The organism is Bacillus sp. JJ1532 (assembly GCF_036965085.1).
GTDB lineage: Bacteria > Bacillota > Bacilli > Bacillales > Cytobacillaceae > Cytobacillus.
Genome location: NZ_JBALOW010000002.1, coordinates 1 through 20,341, shown reverse-complemented (window position 1 = coordinate 20,341; position 20,341 = coordinate 1). Strand labels below are relative to the sequence as shown.

Sequence of the window (20,341 nt, the reverse complement as noted above, 5' to 3'; positions counted from 1 at the left end):
ATAAAGCGTTCATGGCGCTCATTTTCTATGAGACTAGAAGAAAACGCTCACTATGAACGTTCATGATCCGATATTGGCTGAGGTTAGATAAAGCAATATACGATTAATATCGTAGAAAAATCCACCTATTGAGCAGAAATAAAAAAGGAAAATATAGTATAATTAAAAAGGTGGTTTTTAGGAAAATTTTGTTAAGGGGGCGATCATTATGACAATTATAAAATTTTTGAGCACAAAACACTATATGGGGATAACGCCTAATTAAAAGGTTGCTTAGGGTTTCCTCTAAATTTGGAAGGGGAAAAATAATGAATACAGGCAAAGTGAAAATTGTGGAATTAAATACGGAAAACTGGTATGAATGCTGTAAATTAGAGGTATTTAAAGAACAAATTGAATATATGGAGCCTAATGCAATTTCGATAGCCCAGTCGAAGTTTGAACCTACTTTAAAACCATATGCCATTTATTTAGATGAAAAAGTAGTGGGGTTTTTAATGTATAATTCTGTTCAGGAAGAACTTGATGGTTATTGGATTTATAGGATTATGGTAGATAAAGAGTACCAGGGTATGGGTATTGCCAGAACTGCAACTGAGTTAATGATTTCAGAGATGGCAAAATTGCCAAATGCGAAAAAAATTGTTGTAGGATATCACCCAGATAATATAGGAGCTCATAGTTTATATAAAAGTTTGGGATTTGTAGATAATGGTGATCGGTTCGGAAAAGAAATGGCCGTTATTAAATATGTAAATTAATAGAACAATTATCGAACAGCTCGGCTAAGCATTACTTTTTTCAGCTAAATAGTGCCTTAAATCAATCTAAAAGGCCATCGGAAATATTATCCCGATGACCTTTATTTTTTCGAATGAATTTGGTTTACTCGCAAACTAAATGCCAACAGGCTTTTTCTTATTCAAAAATTTAATAAAATCCATACAGGCTTTGGAAAGTGGATGCGATTTCTTATAATACAACATAATATTTCGATATGAATGTTCATCATCAATTTTGTAAAAGAACAACTTATTTGTTTCTTCTAAGTAACGAGTAACTCCAGCGCGTACGAAAGTAATTCCTTTTCCATTACAAGCAATATAATAGGAAGTAAGTAACTGATCAAGATACATTGATACTTTAGGAGTGAAGCCTGCCTTTCTGCACATTTTTAAGCTTCTCGTATGCATATCATTTCCCTTTTTCAATAATAAAAAATTTTCATCTTCAAATTCTTTTAGACTCACCTTAGGATATTTTTCACTTAAATATTGACCGCTAGCCACATCCTCGAAAGTTAGACGATACTTTCCTAATATATTGTTAACTTCATAGAATGACGGAACCGCCAGCAAAATTTGTTCCTCAGCCCAAACAAAAGAATCAAAGATTTTAGGATCTCTTTTTTCAACATCTATAATAATATCAACAATACCTGAACGCAGACACTTCATTAAATCATCTGCATTTGCCTCCATGAGATTCAAGGTATAATCTGGATATTCTACTTTTAACTCTTGTACGATTGTTGGAAAAATATAAGCGCAAAAGAAGGAAGCACCCCCAATATTGATGGTCCCCCGATTATTATCCAATAAATTATTAAAATATGATCTCATTTCTTTCTCTATACTCATGATTTTCTCTATAGATTCAATATAATATTCACCTGCTGCTGTTAATTGTACTGGATTACTACTTCTGTCAAAAATAGGAAGTCCGATTTCGTCTTCTACCTTTTTAATCGCTGCACTAAGTGCTGGTTGTGAAATATATAATTCTTCAGCTGCTTTAGAAAAACTATTGTTTAAATAAACCGCATAAACGTAATACATATTTTTTAGCATAATTACCCTTCTTCCTTGCTTGAGTATTTTTAGCTGTTTATGTAAAAAGATCTTAATATTTCCAAATAGAGAGTTTTTGAGAATAAGATTCCATACCCTGAATAGTTTCATAGGAGATAGTGGATTTTATCCAAATTCCCTATCCCTTTTTATGAGTATAAAGAAAAATATATATCGTTATTAACTTTTTCATATTGGAGTTAATGAGTAAGAATCACTTATGATTATAATATAAAAGACCAATATAGAAAAATTAGGTAAATATAAAATATTCATAAACAAAATGAAAGAGAGGGACGATCATGAATTTAGTAGAAGAGAAGTTTAAAAAACTTGGCGCTGAATATGCACCTGGACAAGAAGTACGCCAAAGCACAAATGAGGTTGAACTGCGTGGTGAGAAAATTCCCGGTACACCGGTTGATTTTTCGCACGGTGATGTAGACGCTTTTGAGCCAATTCCAGGCTCATTAGATGTATTCATCGAAGGCGTTCATCTTGGCGGCAAGCAGGCCTACACCGAGTATCGTGGAAGTAAAATGATCCGGGAGAATGTAGCCGAGAAGCTTTCAGATTACATGGGGACAACGATTAACGCAGACCGGAATTTTATTATTACTCCAGGAACACAGGGAGCACTTTTCTTAGCAATGGGATCTACCATTTCTAGAGGAGATAAGGTTGCAATTGTAGTACCAGACTATTTTGCCAACCGAAAACTAGTTGAATACTTTGACGGTGAAATAGTTCCAATTCAGTTGGACTATTTCAAGACAGACACTTCCGCAGGGTTGGATATAACTCAGTTGGAGGACGCGTTTAAGTCGGGAGTTAAACTCTTTTTATTCTCTAATCCTAATAATCCTACAGGGGTCATTTATTCACAGGATGAAATTCGTAGGATTGCAGAACTTGCACAGGAGTATGGAGCAACAGTTATCGTGGATGAACTGTACTCACGTCAGATTTTTGAGGGACGGACCTATACGCACCTATGTGCGCAGAATATTGTAGATCCCGAAAATGTCATTACCATCATGGGGCCATCGAAAACAGAGTCGTTAAGCGGGTACAGGCTAGGTGTAGCATTCGGATCAGCTAAAATAATTGACCGAATGGAAAAACTTCAGGCCATAGTATCTCTTCGTGCGGGCGGCTATAGCCAAGCCGTATTGAAATCTTGGTTTGCCGAGCCGGATGGATGGATGAGGGAACGTATTTACCAGCACCAGTCAATCCGTGATGATCTTCTTGCAAAATTACGCGCTGCTGAGGGTTTTAAAGTGAGAGCCACGGAGGCAGGCAGCTACCTATTCCCAAGACTTCCTGAATTAGATGTTTCAATAAATGATTTCGTGAAGATACTTCGCCTCCAAGCTGCTGTTACTGTAACGCCCGGTACAGAATTTGGCCCACAATTCATCGACAGCTTCCGTATAAACTTTTCACAGAATCATAAAGCGGCAGTTGACGCAATTGACCGTGTCATAAAGGTAGTGGAGGAGTATCGTAAATGAGTATGATGAAGGAAAATGCTAATCCAATTCCGCAGGGAAAATATGCTCTGGCATCACGGTTTGAAAACCTTATCTATACCGCTGGAATGACTCCAAGAAAAAATGGCGTACTGATTCAAATTGGAAAAGTTAGTGCTGAGCAGCCGATTGGGTTCTATCAAGAAGCAGTCAAGCAAGCAGCTGCAAATGCACTTACTGCCGCCAAGAATAGACTTTCGGAACGAGAACAACTAGTGCAAATACTCGCACTCAACGTTTACATTAATGCAGAAGAAACATTCGAAGCACATTCTAGCCTTGCAGACTTTGCTTCTGAGTATTTATACCAAGAATTAGGAAGCGTAGGCATAGGGAGCCGCGCTGCGATAGGTGTTGCATCATTGCCAGGCAATGCACCGGTTGAGATTCAATTGATTGCTGCTGTTTCTTCATGAAGATATATTAATGGAGGTTATCTGAAGATGATTAAAGTTTATAATGAAGGAATTTTATTTAACAATGATATCCTTAGTGAAATAAGAGAGCAATTTTCATCTATTGAAACTGATCCATTTCAAAAAAAAGAAAGACTATTTTTCGATAACGCCGGGGGATCTTTCAGGTTAAAAAAAGCAACAGAGAGATTCAATGAGGTAGATTCTATTCCGAATTGTCCAATGCGAGGGCACGAAACATCTAAATATTTATTGGAAATAGAACAAAAAGGAATTAATGATATCAGAACCATTTTCAATGCAAAAGATGGAAGCATTAACACATATTTTTCTGCCTCCCAGGCGATATTTGAAATAACTGGTGTGATTGCTGAGAATACAGAGGGAACAAATATTGTGACGACAGCACTTGAACACCCATCTGCATTTGATTCTGCAAAATTCTATGCGAATAAATTAGGGAAAGAACTTCGGGTCGCCAAGACGAATTTGGTTACTGGAGGAGTAGATGTAGAAGAAATTACTAAGCTAATCGATCAGGATACTATTTTGTTAAGCGTTATTTATGCTTCAAATGTTTCTGGGGCGATTTTGGATATTGAGTCAATTGTAAAAGAGGCGAGAAAGAAAAAGCCCGATTTATTTATTGTTGTAGATGCCGTGCAACATGCCCCGCACGGAATAATCGACATTGAAAAAACCCCTGTTGACGCAATGAATTTTGCTCCTTATAAATTTTTCGGTGTCCGTGGATGTGGAATTGCTTATATATCTGAAAGGGCTGCAAAATTGCCTCACCACAGATTATATGGAAAAGAAGATGGAGATTTACAATTAGGCAGTCCTGTTCCAGCTCATTTTGCAGCACTCAGTGAGATTGTTAATTACGTCTGTTGGATTGGGAGCAAGTTTTCCGATGAACAAGATAGAAGAACCCTATTTGTTGAGGGGATGAACAGGATTGCTTTGCAGGAAAGAGCACTCTTAGAAATCTTGTTAAATGGAACAGATTATGTAAGCGGGCTAAGAAATATTCCTGGTATAACTGTACATCTGGATTATGAAGATTTATCCAAAAGGGATTTCATTGTAGCCATTAGCATAGATGGCATAGACCATGCTGAGGCTGTCAAAGAATATGAAAAGAATGGTGTAATCGTTTTTGAACGTATTGTATCAAGTATTTATTCAAGAAGGATGATGGAGTCCTTTGGTTTAACAGGAACAGTTAGAGTATCTCCTCTTCATTGCCATAGCACTGAAGAAATAGAGAAGTTTTTAATAGTCACTAAGAAAATTGTTGAAAATCGAATCTAATAGCAGAAGTTGAAATAGCCTTTGCTTAACTAAGTAAAGGCTATTAAAAATGGAATTACTGCCTTTTAACAGAAAAATTATCTTTTCATTAAAGGCTAACTTATAATTAATTTAGGAAGTAAAAGGTAAGGGAAGTTTTATTAAAAACAATAATATTCGGGGGATCACCAATGCAAACAATCAAAAATGTATATTGTGTAGGAAGAAACTATGCGCTACATGCAAAAGAATTAAATAATGAAATTCCTAAATTTCCTTTTCTATTTGGAAAGACTACACATGCAGTGGCTTATGCCAATGGTCAGGAAATCGTGTTACCAGCAAACCGTGGCTCCATTCATTTTGAAGTGGAATTAGTCATTCGAATCGGCAAACCTTACGAAAAAGGAGCTACAGTTGACGACCTTGTAGACAGCATGGCTGTTGGGATTGACTTTACTTTACGCGATGTTCAAAGTGAATTAAAGAAAAAAGGACATCCATGGCTATTAGCAAAGAGCTTCCCTAACTCAGCAATATTAAGCGAATTCATCAAGTTTCCTGGTGTGAACGAATGTAAAAGCAAAGAGTTTTCTCTATTAAAGAATGGAGAAAAGGTTCAGATCGGTAATATAAAGGACATGATTTTTGATATGCAAACATTAATAGATTACACAGCCTTACATTTTGGCCTTGATGAAGGCGATATTCTTTTTACCGGCACTCCTGAAGGGGTTGGACCCATATCGGACGGGGATCAACTTGCACTACTATGGGGGGAACAAGTTCTTGGAAGTTGTTCGATAAAGCTTGGTTAGATTATTTAATAATGATGGACACACTAACAGGAAAATAGCTTTTCAAAAATTAATTTGAAAAATCCGTTGCTATTTTTTGTAATCTATAATAATATGTATAAAAAATCCATTTACTTAAGCACGGATAAGGACATGAGCTACTTTAACGGTTTCCAGAGAGGGAAGGCTTGCTGAAATCTTCCTAACGCAGAAAAGTATCTTACCACCTTTGAGCTGTATTGGGGAAACTAAGTATCCAATGCCGTCTATGCAACGTTACTGCACCAGAGCCATAAGGATCTTTTTCCTTATGGGAAATTGGGTGGAATCACGGGTATAACGCACTCGTCCCTTGCAATAGGGATGGGTGCGTTTTTTATTTTACAAATTAATAATTTTGCGATGAAGAGGACATGAATTATTTTTACGGCCTTCAGAGAGGGAAGGATAGCTGCGAACTTCCTAGCTTAGGAAAATAATTTACCGCCTTGAAGCTATATCGGTGAACTTTAGTAGCTGATATCGTCCATGCTGCGTTACAGCACCAGAGCCATAAGTGTTTTTTCTTATGGGAATTTGGGTGGAACCACGGGTATATAACGCACTCGTCCCTTGCGATAGGGATGAGTGCGTTTTTTTATTTTTAAAAAGGAGTGAATCAATATGAGTATTAAAGTTCAATTTCAGGATGGACAAATAAAGGAATTTTCAAATGGCATCACTGTGGAAGAAATTGCGGAGTCCATTAGTACAAGTTTGAGAAAAAATGCGGTTGCTGGGAGGGTAGATGGAAAGCTGGTGGATTTAAGCCACAAGTTAGAACAGGATGCTGAACTCTCCGTTTTAACTCTTGATTCGGAAGAAGGACTTCAAATTTTAAGACATTCCTCAGCACATGTGCTGGCTCAAGCCGTTCAAAGAATATATGGAAAGGTAAAATTAGGGATAGGACCTGTAATTGAAGATGGATTTTACTATGACTTGAAATTGGAACGCAGTTTGACTTCAGATGATTTACTTGAAATCGAAAAAGAGATGGAAAAAATCATAAACGAGAATTTAGAAATTAAAAGAATGGAGGTTTCCTATGAAGAGGCTGAAAAGTTGTTTAAGGATAAAGGAGAGCCATTCAAGCTAGAAATATTAAAGGACATTCCAAAAGGGGAAAAGATCACTTTATATCAACAAGGAGAGTTTATTGATCTGTGCCGAGGCCCACACCTTCCGTCTACTGGCTTGATAAAGGCATTTAAATTAACTCGTGTATCGGGTGCGTATTGGCGAGGTAACAGTCAAAACGAGGTTCTCCAAAGAGTTTATGGTGTTGCCTTTATAAAGAAGAGGGATTTAGATGAGTATTTACATTTCTTAGAAGAAGCGGCCAAACGAGATCATCGTAAGCTAGGAAAACAATTGGAGCTGTTTATGTTTTCCGAGGAAGCGCCGGGAATGCCATTTTACTTGCCAAAAGGGCAGATTATTAGAAATGAATTAGAAAATTTTTCACGAGAGCTTCAAAGCAAGGCTTATTATGATGAAGTTCGGACTCCTTTTATGATGAATCAGCAGCTTTGGGAGAGGTCAGGACACTGGGATCATTATCATGAGAATATGTATTTTTCCGAAGTCGATCAAACTAAGTTTGCGATGAAGCCAATGAACTGTCCTGGGCATATGCTCATATTTAAAAACAGTCTCTACTCTTATCGAGATTTGCCGATTCGATTGGCAGAGTTTGGGCAAGTTCACCGTCATGAGTTCAGTGGTGCTTTAAATGGAATGCTTCGGGTGCGCACTTTTTGTCAGGATGATGCTCATATTTTTGTTCGTGAGGATCAGATTGAAAGTGAGATTAAGGAGGTATTTCAATTAGTAGACCAAGTATATCGCACATTTGGCTTTGAGTATTCAGTGGAGCTTTCGACTCGCCCTGATAATTCAATGGGTGATGACAGCCTTTGGGAAATTTCTGAACGAGCATTAACAAATGTACTTGTGGATTTAGGGATCCACTATCACTTAAACGAAGGCGATGGTGCCTTCTATGGGCCAAAAATTGATTTTCACATTAAAGATGCCTTAAAACGAAGCCATCAATGTGCAACAATTCAGCTTGATTTTCAAATGCCGGAGAAATTTGATTTGAGTTATATCAATGAAAAAAATGAAAAGGTCCGCCCTGTGGTGATTCATCGAGCCATTTATGGATCTATCGACCGTTTCTTTGGGATATTAATCGAACACTTTGCTGGGGCTTTCCCAGTTTGGCTGGCACCGACACAGGTTCAAATTATTCCTGTTTCAAAGGTTCACTTAGACTATTGTTTAGAAATACAGGCAGAACTACGGAAATCTGGAGTCAGAGTGGAGATTGATAATCGTGATGAAAAGCTAGGATACAAAATAAGAGAAGCACAGATGCAGAAGATTTCATACATGCTCATACTGGGAGATCAAGAGTCGAAAGAAAAAGCAGTAAATGTCAGAAAACATGGGTCTTCACAATCTCAAACTGTTTTATTCGAGGACTTTAAAAAAGAAATATTACTTCAAATAAAGGACAGAATTCTGTAGTACTAGGAATGATGATGGAGGAAACAAAGCTGCCTTGTGAAAACTTTCCTGACATTGCTCATGGATACCTTCGAACGATAAAAATATTGTTGAAGGTAGTCAAGATACGGTTATGACTCCATTTATATGAAAAAAGGGGGTTCATAACTCCCTTTCAGCTTAAAAATACAGGCCTAAGGGAGTTAAGAGACGTTTATAACTCCCTTCATGTAGAAAAAAAGGATCAGAAGGTAGTTAAGAGGCATTTATAACTCCCTTCGTGTAGAAAAAAAGAAGCGGAAGGTGGTTAAGAGGCCTTCATAACTCCCTTCAGCATGAAGAAACCAGGTCCAAAGGTAACGATGGATGGTAAAAACGCGCTTTTTCCCTTTTAGGAAAAACATTGAAACTTTACTAGATTTAAAAACGTAAACCAAGATATAAACTAAAAAGGAATTTAGCCAATGAACTTAACAAAAGTAAAAATAGAAGAGTTACTAATCAGTATTCATCATGTATTAACCAATCATTTAAATTGGAAAGTTGATGAAATAAGTTTTTTAGCAAATGGTGTCATAAACGCTGTATTTCTCGTAAAAGAAAAGAATCTTGGGAAACTCGCAATAAGAACACCATGGAGATCTGAAGAAAATATGATGGATAAACATTCGAGTGGCGTCATTTCATTAAAAAAAGAAGCTGCCATCTCCGAGCATTGCCAGAAATATCATATACCCGTGCCAAAAGTGCATCTGCTTTATTTAAGTGATGACATTAATTTTCTAGTTTCTGAATTTGTTCTAGGCGATGATCAAGAGATTTCTTCTTTCGAGATTGGCATACTTACATCCCAAATACATAAAGTCCCATTAGATGGATTATCCATAATAGATCAAAATGAACAAACATTATCCAGTATTATTGCTCATAGAATAGCAGAACGTGCTCAAACTCTAAGTCAATTAATAAACACGAATATCGTTATCCCTTCAACAGAAGAAATGGAAGCGATTTTAAATACTTCACAAACAAACAATTCCCTTCTGCATCTTGATGTAAGACCGCCCAATTTAATAGGGAAAAATGGCAGGATTCAAGCAATCTTAGATTGGGATAATGCTTTTATCGGAGATCCAATTATGGAATTAATGAGAATTTCTGAATCACAGGAAATAGCAGAGAAAGAATTTTTAAAGGGATATAAGGATGTTGCGATTATTGAAAATACAAAGGAAATCATTCAATCCATCTATCGATTAGATACAGCTTTAATGCTTTCCATTTTGTTTATTTCATTTATTCAAGACTCTAGGAAAAGAGGACATTACCTCAAGCGTGTTAATGGACTTAGCCAAGAAATAAAAAAATATACTGGTTAAATTAAGGGGGCAAAAAATGCCCCTTATTTAACCAATTTATATTATCTTGCAGCCCAAGCCTCAACCTCCACCTTGATTTCTGGCCGTGCTAATGCTGAGACATATGCTAATGTTGTAGCGGGCGGTGATTGATTATGAAATCCACTCCACTTTTCCAAAAAGATTTCTCTATTAATACTTTCAGTGAACCAAAAATTCACTTTGAAAACATTGCTTACGTCTACACCTTCACTTTTTAAAATGGATTTAATATTTTCAAGTGCATTGGCAAACTGCGTTTCTATATCAGCTGGAAGGATCCCATGCTTATCATTTCCGAGTTGACCAGATAACACAATTATTTCAGCATCTCTAGGTACAACGGTTACATGATGATATTGAGCGATGGGGGGAGCAACATTATTAGGATTTGATTTTATTATATTCAAAACGGATTCTCCTTTTAACTTTTATATTTATGAAGGTTTTTTAAAAATTCCCATTAATAGATTATGCGAAAAGGAGGCAGTCTCATGGTGAAGGTCTTATTCAACATTGGTATAGTTTTTATGATCATTTCTGGTATTTCGCTCGGTGCATGGTCAAATGTACAAGATAGGAAAAGCTTTAATACCCTAAGCACTAGGTTTGGTCTTTATTCTGGTTTAGTAGGAATGGTTTTAATAGGCATTGCCTTGTTAGTTTATTACTTATCTGAATGAATGAGAAGGAAGCGATTGGTCAAATAAAGTTATGACGCTTAAAATAATAATCCCATAAAAGTCCTCTATCAGTCATCTCATAACCTAAAGCTTAATTTTAAGATAAACTCAAAATATAACTCTCCGCTGTATCATTTCGCAAAAAGGGGCTTGGTTCCTCTACACTGTATAGCTGCAAATAATGCATAGCTCTTGTGCAGGCAGTATAGAACAATCTACGCAAACTTTCATCGCCGTATACTTGCGCCGAAGCGTCATAAATGATAACGGCATCAAATTCGATGCCTTTGGCCAAATACGCCGGTACGACAACAACGCCTTGTTCATATTCAATTGAGCCGCTTTTCACGAGCTTGATTTCCTCGATGCTGTTCAGAGCCTCATAGGCAGCTGTGCTTTCTGCAGCGGATTTGCATATAATCGCGATCGTATGATACCGCTGCTCCTGTAATTCAGCAACTTTGGAGGCAATGCGGTGATGCAGTTCGTCATGATCGGACACTTGAGTCAGCACAGGCTTCTCGCCATCGCGATCAAAAGCAGTAATTCGTTCGCCGCCGGGCACCAGTTTGCGGGTAAATTCAACAATTGGTTTTGTGGATCTGTAGCTAAGGGTCAAGTTAATCGCATCCGTTTCATCCGGTCCGTATAATCCAGTAAGCGTATGAAAATCGGCCATTTCGCTGGCATGGGCGAATATTGCTTGGTTAAAGTCGCCAAGCACGGTCATTCTTGCCGAAGGAAATAATCGTTTCAAAAACTCGAACTGAAACGGAGAATAATCTTGAGCTTCGTCTACAAGCACGTGTTTGATAGCGGTATTCGTCTGAAAGCCTTGAATCAACTCCTTCAAAAGTAAAAACGGAGTAGCATCTTCGTAAAACAAGTTGCCTTCATCTAACATTTTCACGGTCGATAGGCAAATGTCCTCCCATTCTTCAGGTGTTTTGCCCGCAATCCACAGATTAATTCGAGTTGGATCAGTGAAAAGCTGCTTATATATTCCTGTTATATTGATAAATTGAAGCGATCGAATCCATTTGCGAATCGGCTTCAACTTCTTGCGAACAATCATACGCCCGAGTAATTCCTGCTCTCTATCATAATCATCAAAAGAGTCTTCACTAAACCCATGCTTTTTTTGTAAGTGGGAATATGCCTTTTGGTAATCCTCTTTGCTAAGCAACTCGACTTCTTCCTGTACCCATTGCTTTGTTATTTCGAGCTTTTCAGTTTCATCTATTTGCTCTAATAGCCACTCTTTCAACTTCGCAATCCTGTTATGAAAGCGAAGCGAGGTGTTGCTGCCATAAAATCTTTCTGAGATTTGTTTGGAAGAGATGAGTGGCTTTCCTCTAAATTTAATCCCTTTGAAGACCATTCCCGATAACTCCAGCGACTGTCTGAATGTTTTAATTGTCTCAAAAAAACGTGTAGATGCCTTAAATCGAATACTCGAAGTCCTAATTCGATATGAAGGATCATCCGCCGCAGTCAACACATATTCTAATTGCTCGTAAGGACCCTCCACTTGAAAATCGTTGCCCAACCGATGATCTAAATATCCCTGAAATGTAACCTGCTGCATGTTTTCTTCCCCGAGCTCTGGTAACACTCTGGAAACGTAATGGTTAAACATAGCGTTTGGCGAAAATAAAATGATTTGATCCGCTTTAAGCCAATCTCGATACTTATAGAGCAAGTACGCGATTCGCTGCAGGGCGGCCGAGGTTTTACCGCTGCCAGCGGCACCTTGAACAATAAGTAGCCGTCCATGGTCGTGTCGGATAATCCGATTTTGCTCCTGTTGAATGGTAGCCACTATGCTGTGCATATGTTTGTCTGTGCTTTTTCCGAGTACCTGCTGCAATATTTCGTCCCCGATGGTAAGGCTTGTGTCGAACATTGATTCGATAACACCATCTCGGATAATATATTGCCACTTTTCGTTCAATAATCCGTGTATGACTCCTCCTGGTGTGACGTACTCGGCCGGACCAGGCGGGAAATCGTAGTAAACACTCGAAATGGGTGCCCTCCAGTCGTAGATCAGGAAGTTCTCGCCGCTTGTATCTGTAAGTGTTGTGATGCCGATATAAATTTTTTCTGGTGTTGAAGTTCCTTCTTCAGTGATGTTGATCCGGCCGAAATAAGGGATACCCTCCATACGGCGCAGTACGGATAGCCGATTGAAGGCGTGCCTGTGGGTGCTTTGGTTTACGGCCAAGTCCTGTGCCTGTTGTCTTAAGCCAATGATTGTCTCAAGATAATCGTCAAATGTATCTATATTTACTTTGACATCATCCCAAAAGTGCTTCCGAATATTAACTACTTCTTTTCGGCGCCGGCCAGTTTCGTTTTCCAGCTTATCGATTTGTTCTGTGATTGTTTCGATTACGCTATCTAATCGTTCCTGCTCCTGACGTAGTTCATTGTTCATACCAAGCACTCCTTTAGAAAAAATGAAATTAGAGTTGACAAATAGGGGAGTATATTGTAAAATTAAAATTGGGATAGTTTGATTTCGTACCTATTATTTATGTGTTTCTAAACTAATTTATCACAGTTTTTCAATTTTATCAATGTATATTGAACAATTGACGGATCTTTGCTGTAAATTTATTTCAAGATAAATGACTTTAATAATATCTTATAATATGAATACGTGTTAAAAAGGAACCAGTTGAGCAAATAGCTTTGCTGGTTTTTTGCTTTTTGCATTGTTGAAACTCCTCTAATAAAGGTCTTTAGGAGCAAATCTTTCCTCCTAAAAGGATATGATTGTTATCAGAATATTAGGAATTAATACTCTTACCTCCTAATAATATTCCGACTATACTAAATTTACTAATAATAATCTATTAAATAGGGAGGTTTCAAAGTATGAGGAATCGTAAAATGCCAAAAGTTTTAGCAACGGTATTAGTAGCTTCACTTGCATTCAGTTCGGTCGGATATGCTGCACCAGCTGAAGGCGAAAAAGGGAAATCCACGTATTCTCAAGATCAAAAAATAGTCGCAAGAGTGGATGCGGAGCGTGCTATTGAACACATCAAATATTTATCTAAGGAAATTGGTACAAGACCAGGGGGACTGGAAGCTGAGAAAAAATCAGCTGACTACATCGCAAAAACGTTAAAAAGCTATGGATATGATGTAGAGTATCAATATTTTCCTGTTGCTGACCAATACATAGCCAATGTCGGATTTTCTAATGGAACAGCATGGGAAATGGCTGCTGCACCAAATGGGGTTGTAAGTGATACAGCTGTAAAAGCTGAAGTTGTATATGTTGAAGGCGGAACAAGTGCCAGCGATTTTTCCGATGTTAGCGGGAAAGTCGTGTTGATGGCAAGAGCAGCTTCTACTGCTGATTACCGTGCACAAGTAGAAAATGCGGTTCAAGCTGGAGCAGCAGGTGTTATTCTTCAGAGCTTAGTAGGAAGCCGAGGAAATTACGGTCAGACGTTTAACCCAAGTTTGACAACTAAATATGATGTGCCAGTATTTGGGGCTGCATTTATCCAAGGGGAATGGCTGAAGGAACAGATGGAGAAAGGTGCAGTGGAAATTAGTTTAACCGCGAAGCATTATTCCAATCTCCAATCCGTGAACGTCATTGCGACAAAGGAAGCTAAATCTAAGGATCCAAATGTGAAAGAAGTCATTCTCGGTGCGCATCATGACAGCGTAGTTGGAGCGCCGGGTGCAAATGACAATGCTTCAGGTGTTGGCTTGATGCTTGAACTTGCTCGTGTTTATAAAGGGTATAATACGGATAAAACGCTGAAATTTATTGCCTTTGGTTCCGAAGAAAGAGGTTTGCTAGGTTCGAGATATTATGTACAGCAATTGACACAGGATCAAAGGGATCAAATTGAAGCTGTTTTTGTCCCTGATATGGTGGCAACCAATTATGATAAAGCAAATAATCTCTATGCGATGACGGTTGATGGAAGCACGAATATCGTTACAGATTCTACCGGTGAAGCAGGTGCTAGATTAGGAAATTCAGATATTCTTCCAGGTACGTTCGGATCTAGTGACCATGTGCCTTTCCATCAAGCAGGTATTCCCGCAGCCCTATTCATCTGGATGGGTATTGATAGCTGGAATCCGCTAGTATACCATATCGAAAAGGTTTACCACACACCTCAAGATACGATTGAGGATAATATCTCTGTTGAGAGAATGCAGTCTGCCTTAGACATTATTGGATCAGGACTTTTTGATGTTGTGAGGAAGAAAACTCCTGGAAATAATTAATAGAAACCTGAGAGAAGTGTGTCCAGCACTTCTCTCTTTTCATTGAGCTCTCCAAAAATAAAAACAAATTTCAGCCAATATGGTACAATTATCCTAAAACTGGTTAATGGAGAGTGCGAAATGGTCATTTTACGGGGGATTGGAAAAGTAGTCAATACAGTTGTAGGGGAAGCGGCGAAAGGCGGAGTAAAGGTCGTCAGTAAAGCAGTCTCCGTTAAGAACGAGGAACTAGGAAAATATGTTGCAGACGTGGGGAACAGTGTGGTAGATGCTTCTAAAGGCGCAGTGGATTCCGTTTCGCAATTCGCTGATGGAGCTATTCGTGGGGCTTATGGAGTTGTAAAGCAAGATGATTATCATAAAAACAAAGGCTGGAATGATATGAAAGATTCTACAGGCCGAACCGTCAAAGGGATTGGATCTAGCATAAAATATACAGCGAAAAGCGCAGGAATTACCCTACAGGGGTTGAAAAATAAAGATAAAGAACAAATCCTTCAAGGAGTAAAGAACCTTGGTAAGGTAGCAGTTGTTACTACTTTTGCTGTAGGAGTCATTGATATTATTGATGGCGCTGATACGGTTCAAGCAGAAGAAATTGATACGAGAAATAGTCACTTAGGTGGGCTCGAACACGCAGAGACAGGTGTTTCTTTTGAACAAAAGACGATTGAATTGCCGAATGGTGATCTGCAAACGGGTACCTTCCCTGTATTTGAATCACAGTTTAGTGTCGTTTTAGCTGAAGAGGTTTACTTGGAAAGTGACCGCACTCATTTTAGTATTGCAAACGAAACATTATATCAATCGATTCAAGAGAATCCTAGTCTAGCAAGAGAGTTTGGTTTATCTTCAGAGGATATAAGAGGTCTTGAAAATGGTGTAACTCCTGAGGGGTATGTATGGCATCATAACGAACAGCCTGGTGTTTTACAATTAGTAGATGAAGATATTCATCAAAACACTGGTCATACTGGCGGAAGAGAAATTTGGGGCGGAGGAAGTAATTATCGATAACTTGCTTTCATTCTAATAATCAAATTTAAGAATAGAAGGGTAAGGATAGATAAACGTTAAGGTTATCTATCCTTGCTTTTTTTCTAGTTAATGGATACCTGCTTTTTGTGAATTTTTCTAAACTAGAAAGCCCATTACCGTGCAACAGCCCTTTTATTAGAGAGATGAATGAATGTTCTTTGAATCTGTCCTATATTCATCGGGTCATTCGATCGCATTGGCTTTTCTATCATTCTACTGATTTGAATGCTTTTCTGAAGGGATATTTCTTTGAAGCTCATTAATAAATTTATAAGTTAATGGAGCTTTTTCTTTTAACTTAGCCTTCGTTTCAGGACCAGCATAAAAATAAGCAAAGGATTCAGCGAAATATTCTTCCTTGTAATCGAAATAGACATTGTCAAGAAAATCCTTTTTCTCTATAGCGTGAATATTAGTGAACTCATCTGAGTAACTAATATTATCAAATACATAACGATCAATTGCATGAGCTACTTCATGAAGCTCGAGGTTTACAGAACTATGCATTTTTTTATAGCTATAGCCAATTCGTGCAACAACCGTCTGCCCTCCCACACCTGGAACATCATCCCAAGTATATGGAGTATGTTCCCATCCTCTAGGAACGACTCCCTTTAAATGTTCGTATTCTGGTAAATCAGTAAGAGGGAAATTGATCAGTTTAACCTGAACCCCTTGCTTATACATGCCATTCAAAATATTAGTGGGAATGCTCCAGAGACGATTAACCATATTTAAAGTCTCTTCCTGATCATAATCCCCCTTTGTTTCAACCGTCACCACCCTTTCAAGAACATTGTTCATTTTAAGTGATTGAGTAGTTCCGGATTCCCCTAATGCTGCAGTAGAAAAAGAGAATGTTATTACTGTCGCCAATAATAACGTGGAAAATGCCTTTTTTCCGTTCAATAGAATATTCTTCATATTACTCCTCCTAAATTTGGTAGTTTATAAGTTAGATATTCTCCGTGTTACACCTTTCCCCTTCATGATTGTTCATTTCAGGATTAAGTACCTATGATAGTTCTCTTTTTCATTGAAAAAAGTATGAATATAAATTTAGAAAAATAAAAAAGGGGTCCTATCAACAAAAATATTGGTAATACCCCAGTTAATTAAAAAGATCCACCCCTTCGGATATAGCGTTATTTGGTGTTTTTTTCGCTTTCCTATTTACTTCCAAATTTGTAAACAGACCCTTTCATTCTTCAATTATATAAATTTGATTGTTTGACCATTCAGCAAACTCTTCCATCACGACTATAATACTTTCTCACAACTTCTCTTTTTAAGGAGAAGTATTAGCAAATTCATCAACAGTGGCTGGGGTTTTACAAGAAAATATCTTTATGGCATACATGATTTGAAATTGAAATTGCACAAATTGTCGAGCGATACATATGTTTTTGCAAAAAATCCGACAATAATTCACTGAATATTTCGATATATTTAACTGTGGTGTCTATATAAAAGTAGAAAGGATGATTTTATGAAGAAGCTTTTTGCGGGCTTGGTGGCATTTATTATGATGTTATCCTTATTTGCCCAAACGGCCTTCCCCGTTTCAGCCATTGAAGCAGCGGAAGAGGCCAAGCTTGTAAACCTAGAAGCAAGTAGATCTCTGTTTTCATTAACTGAGGTTCGCACAGTAGAGGTACAAGCTGATTTTGGCGAGGAAGTAGATTTAACTAAATTAGAATGGACATTTGGCGGAAAAAGTATTTCCGAGTGGAAAAAATGGACAAGCGGTACCAATTATAACGGTGCCCCCTTTATTACAGTAAAAAAAGAACCACACTTTGTTGATGGGACCACTAAGATTGAAGCCACTTTGGAATTCGGGCTTCTTTTTAACACTAGTAATCTATCAAACAGAACAATTCGAACACAATATCAACAATTTATCGGCGATTATGAATTAGCATTAATGAATTCTGAGAGTAAGATGAAGGCTGCAACGACAGTAAAGCTTAATGTATATGATGAATTCTTATTTTACGATCAAATCAAGCCAGCGATTGACCAAATCTTTGGACAAGCAACGTCCGATCCGGCAAATAATCGCTACCTCGAGTATCAAAGTCTAGGTAAGACAGTACAGGGACGTGATCTTCACTTCGTTATCCTAGCAAAAAATAAAAACGCCGTTGATAAGTATTTAAATGAAACACTGCCGACCGCATTAGAGAACCCTGAAAATTTAATCGAAAAATTAGAATCTGGAACCATGGGAGACTATCAGGTGCCCATTTGGTTGAACAATATTCATCCCGATGAAGTAGAGGGGGTTGATACTTCCGTTGAACTATTAAGGAAGTTTGCTCTTGAGGATGAGGTAACGTTTAAAACGGGCAAAGGAGACAAAGAAAGAACTGAAACGTTAAAAGTGGACGAGGTTCTCGATGATGTCATTTTCCTTTACATGTTTACAAACAATCCTGATGGAAGGGTTGCTAACACTAGAGCGAATGCCAATGGGTTTGACTTAAATCGTGACAACCATTATCAGACACAAGTTGAAACACAGCAGATAACGCAAGAAATTGCCAAATGGACTCCACTGTCTTTCGTTGATATGCATGGTTATGTTAACGGATTTTTAGTTGAACCAACAACACCGCCGCATAACCCTAACTATGAGTATGACCTGCTTTATAACACGATGATTGATCAGGCTCATGCAATGGGACAAGCTGGGATTGGCAATTCGAGCTTAACCTCTTATTTTATTCCTGCGGAAGCATGGGAGGATGGCTGGGATGATATGACGCCAGCTTATACTCCAATGTATGCGATGCTTCATGGCTCATTGGGGCATACGGTTGAAGTGCCTACATTAAGTCAAGATTCTTATCATGCGATGGTAGGAGTAGGGCTGGGTGCAACCAAGTTTGTCACTGATAACAAGGATGAATTATATAAAAACCAGCTTGAGATCTTTGCGCGTGGCGTAAACGGGGAGGATAATCGCGCAGTAGACGAATATTTTGTGAATGCTAAAGGTGATTCGATTGGCCGGGTTAGAGGAGAACATGCTAACTTCTTCCCAGATTATTATGTCATTCCGACCGATGAGAAGGAGCAAAAGAATAAGCTAGAAGCATATAAAATGATAGACTATTTACTCCGCAATGGTGTGAAGGTTGAGCAAACAACGAAAAATATCAAAGTAAATGGGACGATGTATCCGAAAGGGACATTTGTTGTTTCCATGAAGCAGGCTAAACGCGGACTGGCAAATGCGATGCTTTATAAGGGTGAAAATGCGTCAGACTGGGCTGCTATGTACGATCCAATTGTTGTCAATTTTCCTGAACTTAGAGGTTTTGATGTGCAGGAAATTCGTGTCCCAGGTGCATTTGCTAATAACACAACAAAGGTTGTAAATGTAACCACTCCAACAGGTAATGTGGTAGGAAATGGACCTAAGCAAGTGTTAGCCAATTCCAATAATGACACGATTAAACTAGTGAATGAACTGCTGAAAAATAATGTTGTGATCGAAAGAGCAACTGAAACAAAGGCTGGCGTATCTAAAGGTGACTTTATTGTCAGCACAAAAGATCTTCAGCAATACGGTAAAAACTATTATTTTGAAGCCAAGCCTGTAGGCAATTCCAATCAAGTGAAAACAGAACAATTGAGTCAGCCACGTGTTGCGGCAACTGGTTCCTCTCAGTTGAATTTTACGCTAAAGGAGCTTGGATTTAATTTAGTTAATCCGGAAGAAGCCGATGTCATTGTCAGCTATGGTGGAGCCATTAATGGCGATATGCTGTCTGGAAAGTCCTATGTAGGGATCGGTGTAACTGCCATGAACGCTGTGAAAAATAGTGGATTACTTCCTGGATTTGATTTTGGTCGAACAGAAAATGGTCATGAAGGTTTATTTAAAGCAGTTGTTAATGATCATGTATTGACTTCCGGTTACCAGAAGGATGAGCTGCTCTATTCAACGACAGGGGCATGGATCACTTCCGTTCCTGCTGACGCAGAAGTATTGGCATCTTTCAGTGATTCTGATGATTTCTATGTTGCTGGCTGGTGGCCTGGACATGAGAAGGCAAAGGGTCAAACACTTGCTTTCACTAAAAATTTTAAAGACAGTACGATTACCCTTTTTGCCAATGACCTTGCCTTTAGAGCTCATACTCAATATAGCTATCGACTTATCGCCAATAGCATCTATGCATCCGTAGGCTCTGAGGTTAGCAAGAAAGGCAATGGCAATGAGAAAGTTAAAGTGAAGGGGAATGAAGGAAAGGTTCAGAACAATAAAGTAGAAAAGTCGTTCTTTGAGAAAGGTAGAGATAGGGATTAGAGGTTAGAAGCCATTAAGGTAAAGTTTAACTCAGTAAAGTATAAAACAAAACGGAAGCATCCTGCTTCCGTTTTGTTTTGTTGAGATAAAATTTTAAACTTGTTTCGATTCCTCCCCCACAAGTAACCCCTGTTATATTAAAATCAGCAAATAAGTTCAAATATTCACAAAATGTTCAAATAGTTAAGG

Annotated in this window: 15 protein-coding genes and 2 other annotated features; of the genes, 11 read left to right on the top strand and 4 right to left on the bottom strand. The window is 38.2% G+C overall.

Annotated elements, in window-relative coordinates; translation table 11 throughout:
* The first annotated feature begins 308 nt into the window (after nt 1-308).
* Entirely contained in the window at nt 309-761 is a 453-nt protein-coding gene (locus V7122_RS00465) for a GNAT family N-acetyltransferase (protein ID WP_335525335.1), read from the top strand.
* Between the two features lie 135 nt (nt 762-896).
* Here V7122_RS00465 and V7122_RS00460 read toward each other — a convergent pair whose 3' ends face one another.
* On the bottom strand, nt 897-1,850 hold the full coding sequence (locus V7122_RS00460) for a LysR family transcriptional regulator (RefSeq protein ID WP_335525334.1): 954 nt from the start codon (nt 1,848-1,850) through the stop codon (nt 897-899).
* 302 nt (nt 1,851-2,152) lie between these two features.
* On the opposite strand from V7122_RS00460, the gene V7122_RS00455 reads away from it, so the two are divergent.
* From V7122_RS00455 to V7122_RS00430, 6 genes are all read left to right on the top strand, one after another.
* A complete protein-coding gene (locus tag V7122_RS00455) occupies nt 2,153-3,367 on the top strand; it encodes a pyridoxal phosphate-dependent aminotransferase (protein ID WP_335525332.1) in 1,215 nt (404 codons plus the stop codon).
* Complete coding sequence (locus V7122_RS00450) at nt 3,364-3,801, top strand: RidA family protein (RefSeq protein ID WP_335525331.1); 438 nt, start codon at nt 3,364-3,366, stop codon at nt 3,799-3,801. The genes V7122_RS00455 and V7122_RS00450 overlap by 4 nt, the downstream gene beginning before the upstream one ends.
* Before the next feature lie 27 nt (nt 3,802-3,828).
* Nucleotides 3,829-5,118, top strand: coding sequence for an aminotransferase class V-fold PLP-dependent enzyme (locus V7122_RS00445; RefSeq protein WP_335525330.1), 1,290 nt, complete (start codon nt 3,829-3,831; stop codon nt 5,116-5,118).
* A gap of 170 nt (nt 5,119-5,288) precedes the next feature.
* Nucleotides 5,289-5,915, top strand: coding sequence for a fumarylacetoacetate hydrolase family protein (locus V7122_RS00440; protein WP_335482879.1), 627 nt, complete (start codon nt 5,289-5,291; stop codon nt 5,913-5,915).
* Between the two features lie 112 nt (nt 5,916-6,027).
* Nucleotides 6,028-6,250, top strand: a binding site (T-box leader).
* 37 nt (nt 6,251-6,287) lie between these two features.
* Nucleotides 6,288-6,510: a binding site (T-box leader), on the top strand.
* A 47-nt stretch (nt 6,511-6,557) separates the two neighbouring features.
* Nucleotides 6,558-8,468 carry a threonine--tRNA ligase gene (thrS, locus tag V7122_RS00435; protein WP_438824754.1) on the top strand — a complete coding sequence of 637 codons (1,911 nt, stop codon included), beginning with the start codon at nt 6,558-6,560 and terminating at the stop codon, nt 8,466-8,468.
* Nucleotides 8,469-8,911: 443 nt separating this feature from the next.
* Entirely contained in the window at nt 8,912-9,826 is a 915-nt protein-coding gene (locus V7122_RS00430) for a phosphotransferase family protein (RefSeq protein ID WP_335525327.1), read from the top strand.
* A gap of 41 nt (nt 9,827-9,867) precedes the next feature.
* On the opposite strand, the gene V7122_RS00425 is transcribed toward V7122_RS00430, so the two are convergent.
* A complete protein-coding gene (locus tag V7122_RS00425) occupies nt 9,868-10,254 on the bottom strand; it encodes a RidA family protein (protein WP_335343810.1) in 387 nt (128 codons plus the stop codon).
* 84 nt (nt 10,255-10,338) lie between these two features.
* On the opposite strand from V7122_RS00425, the gene V7122_RS00420 reads away from it, so the two are divergent.
* Complete coding sequence (locus V7122_RS00420; RefSeq protein ID WP_335343809.1) at nt 10,339-10,527, top strand: hypothetical protein; 189 nt, start codon at nt 10,339-10,341, stop codon at nt 10,525-10,527.
* 97 nt (nt 10,528-10,624) lie between these two features.
* On the opposite strand, the gene helD is transcribed toward V7122_RS00420, so the two are convergent.
* Nucleotides 10,625-12,967 (bottom strand): RNA polymerase recycling motor HelD, encoded by a 2,343-nt coding sequence (gene helD, locus V7122_RS00415; protein ID WP_335525326.1) that lies wholly within the window; start codon nt 12,965-12,967, stop codon nt 10,625-10,627.
* Between the two features lie 443 nt (nt 12,968-13,410).
* Here helD and V7122_RS00410 point away from each other — a divergent pair, with 443 nt between their 5' ends.
* Both V7122_RS00410 and V7122_RS00405 read left to right on the top strand, forming a co-directional pair.
* On the top strand, nt 13,411-14,793 hold the full coding sequence (locus V7122_RS00410; protein WP_335525324.1) for a M28 family metallopeptidase: 1,383 nt from the start codon (nt 13,411-13,413) through the stop codon (nt 14,791-14,793).
* Nucleotides 14,794-14,913: 120 nt separating this feature from the next.
* On the top strand, nt 14,914-15,810 hold the full coding sequence (locus V7122_RS00405; RefSeq protein WP_335525322.1) for an HNH endonuclease: 897 nt from the start codon (nt 14,914-14,916) through the stop codon (nt 15,808-15,810).
* Nucleotides 15,811-16,044: 234 nt separating this feature from the next.
* On the opposite strand, the gene V7122_RS00400 is transcribed toward V7122_RS00405, so the two are convergent.
* Nucleotides 16,045-16,755 carry an anthrax toxin lethal factor-related metalloendopeptidase gene (locus tag V7122_RS00400; RefSeq protein WP_335525321.1) on the bottom strand — a complete coding sequence of 237 codons (711 nt, stop codon included), beginning with the start codon at nt 16,753-16,755 and terminating at the stop codon, nt 16,045-16,047.
* Between the two features lie 565 nt (nt 16,756-17,320).
* Here V7122_RS00400 and V7122_RS00395 point away from each other — a divergent pair.
* Complete coding sequence (locus tag V7122_RS00395; RefSeq protein WP_335525320.1) at nt 17,321-20,152, top strand: M14 family metallopeptidase; 2,832 nt, start codon at nt 17,321-17,323, stop codon at nt 20,150-20,152.
* The last annotated feature ends 189 nt before the right edge of the window (nt 20,153-20,341 follow it).

What these genes read in the sequence shown, in the direction of transcription:
- V7122_RS00465 (WP_335525335.1), top strand. Translation starts at nt 309, where the DNA reads ATGAATACAGGCAAAGTGAAAATTGTGGAATTAAATACGGAAAACTGG.
- V7122_RS00460 (WP_335525334.1), bottom strand. Translation starts at nt 1,850, where the DNA reads ATGCTAAAAAATATGTATTACGTTTATGCGGTTTATTTAAACAATAGT.
- V7122_RS00455 (WP_335525332.1), top strand. Translation starts at nt 2,153, where the DNA reads ATGAATTTAGTAGAAGAGAAGTTTAAAAAACTTGGCGCTGAATATGCA.
- V7122_RS00450 (WP_335525331.1), top strand. Translation starts at nt 3,364, where the DNA reads ATGAGTATGATGAAGGAAAATGCTAATCCAATTCCGCAGGGAAAATAT.
- V7122_RS00445 (WP_335525330.1), top strand. Translation starts at nt 3,829, where the DNA reads ATGATTAAAGTTTATAATGAAGGAATTTTATTTAACAATGATATCCTT.
- V7122_RS00440 (WP_335482879.1), top strand. Translation starts at nt 5,289, where the DNA reads ATGCAAACAATCAAAAATGTATATTGTGTAGGAAGAAACTATGCGCTA.
- thrS (WP_438824754.1), top strand. Translation starts at nt 6,558, where the DNA reads ATGAGTATTAAAGTTCAATTTCAGGATGGACAAATAAAGGAATTTTCA.
- V7122_RS00430 (WP_335525327.1), top strand. Translation starts at nt 8,912, where the DNA reads ATGAACTTAACAAAAGTAAAAATAGAAGAGTTACTAATCAGTATTCAT.
- V7122_RS00420 (WP_335343809.1), top strand. Translation starts at nt 10,339, where the DNA reads ATGGTGAAGGTCTTATTCAACATTGGTATAGTTTTTATGATCATTTCT.
- helD (WP_335525326.1), bottom strand. Translation starts at nt 12,967, where the DNA reads ATGAACAATGAACTACGTCAGGAGCAGGAACGATTAGATAGCGTAATC.
- V7122_RS00410 (WP_335525324.1), top strand. Translation starts at nt 13,411, where the DNA reads ATGAGGAATCGTAAAATGCCAAAAGTTTTAGCAACGGTATTAGTAGCT.
- V7122_RS00405 (WP_335525322.1), top strand. Translation starts at nt 14,914, where the DNA reads ATGGTCATTTTACGGGGGATTGGAAAAGTAGTCAATACAGTTGTAGGG.
- V7122_RS00400 (WP_335525321.1), bottom strand. Translation starts at nt 16,755, where the DNA reads ATGAAGAATATTCTATTGAACGGAAAAAAGGCATTTTCCACGTTATTA.
- V7122_RS00395 (WP_335525320.1), top strand. Translation starts at nt 17,321, where the DNA reads ATGAAGAAGCTTTTTGCGGGCTTGGTGGCATTTATTATGATGTTATCC.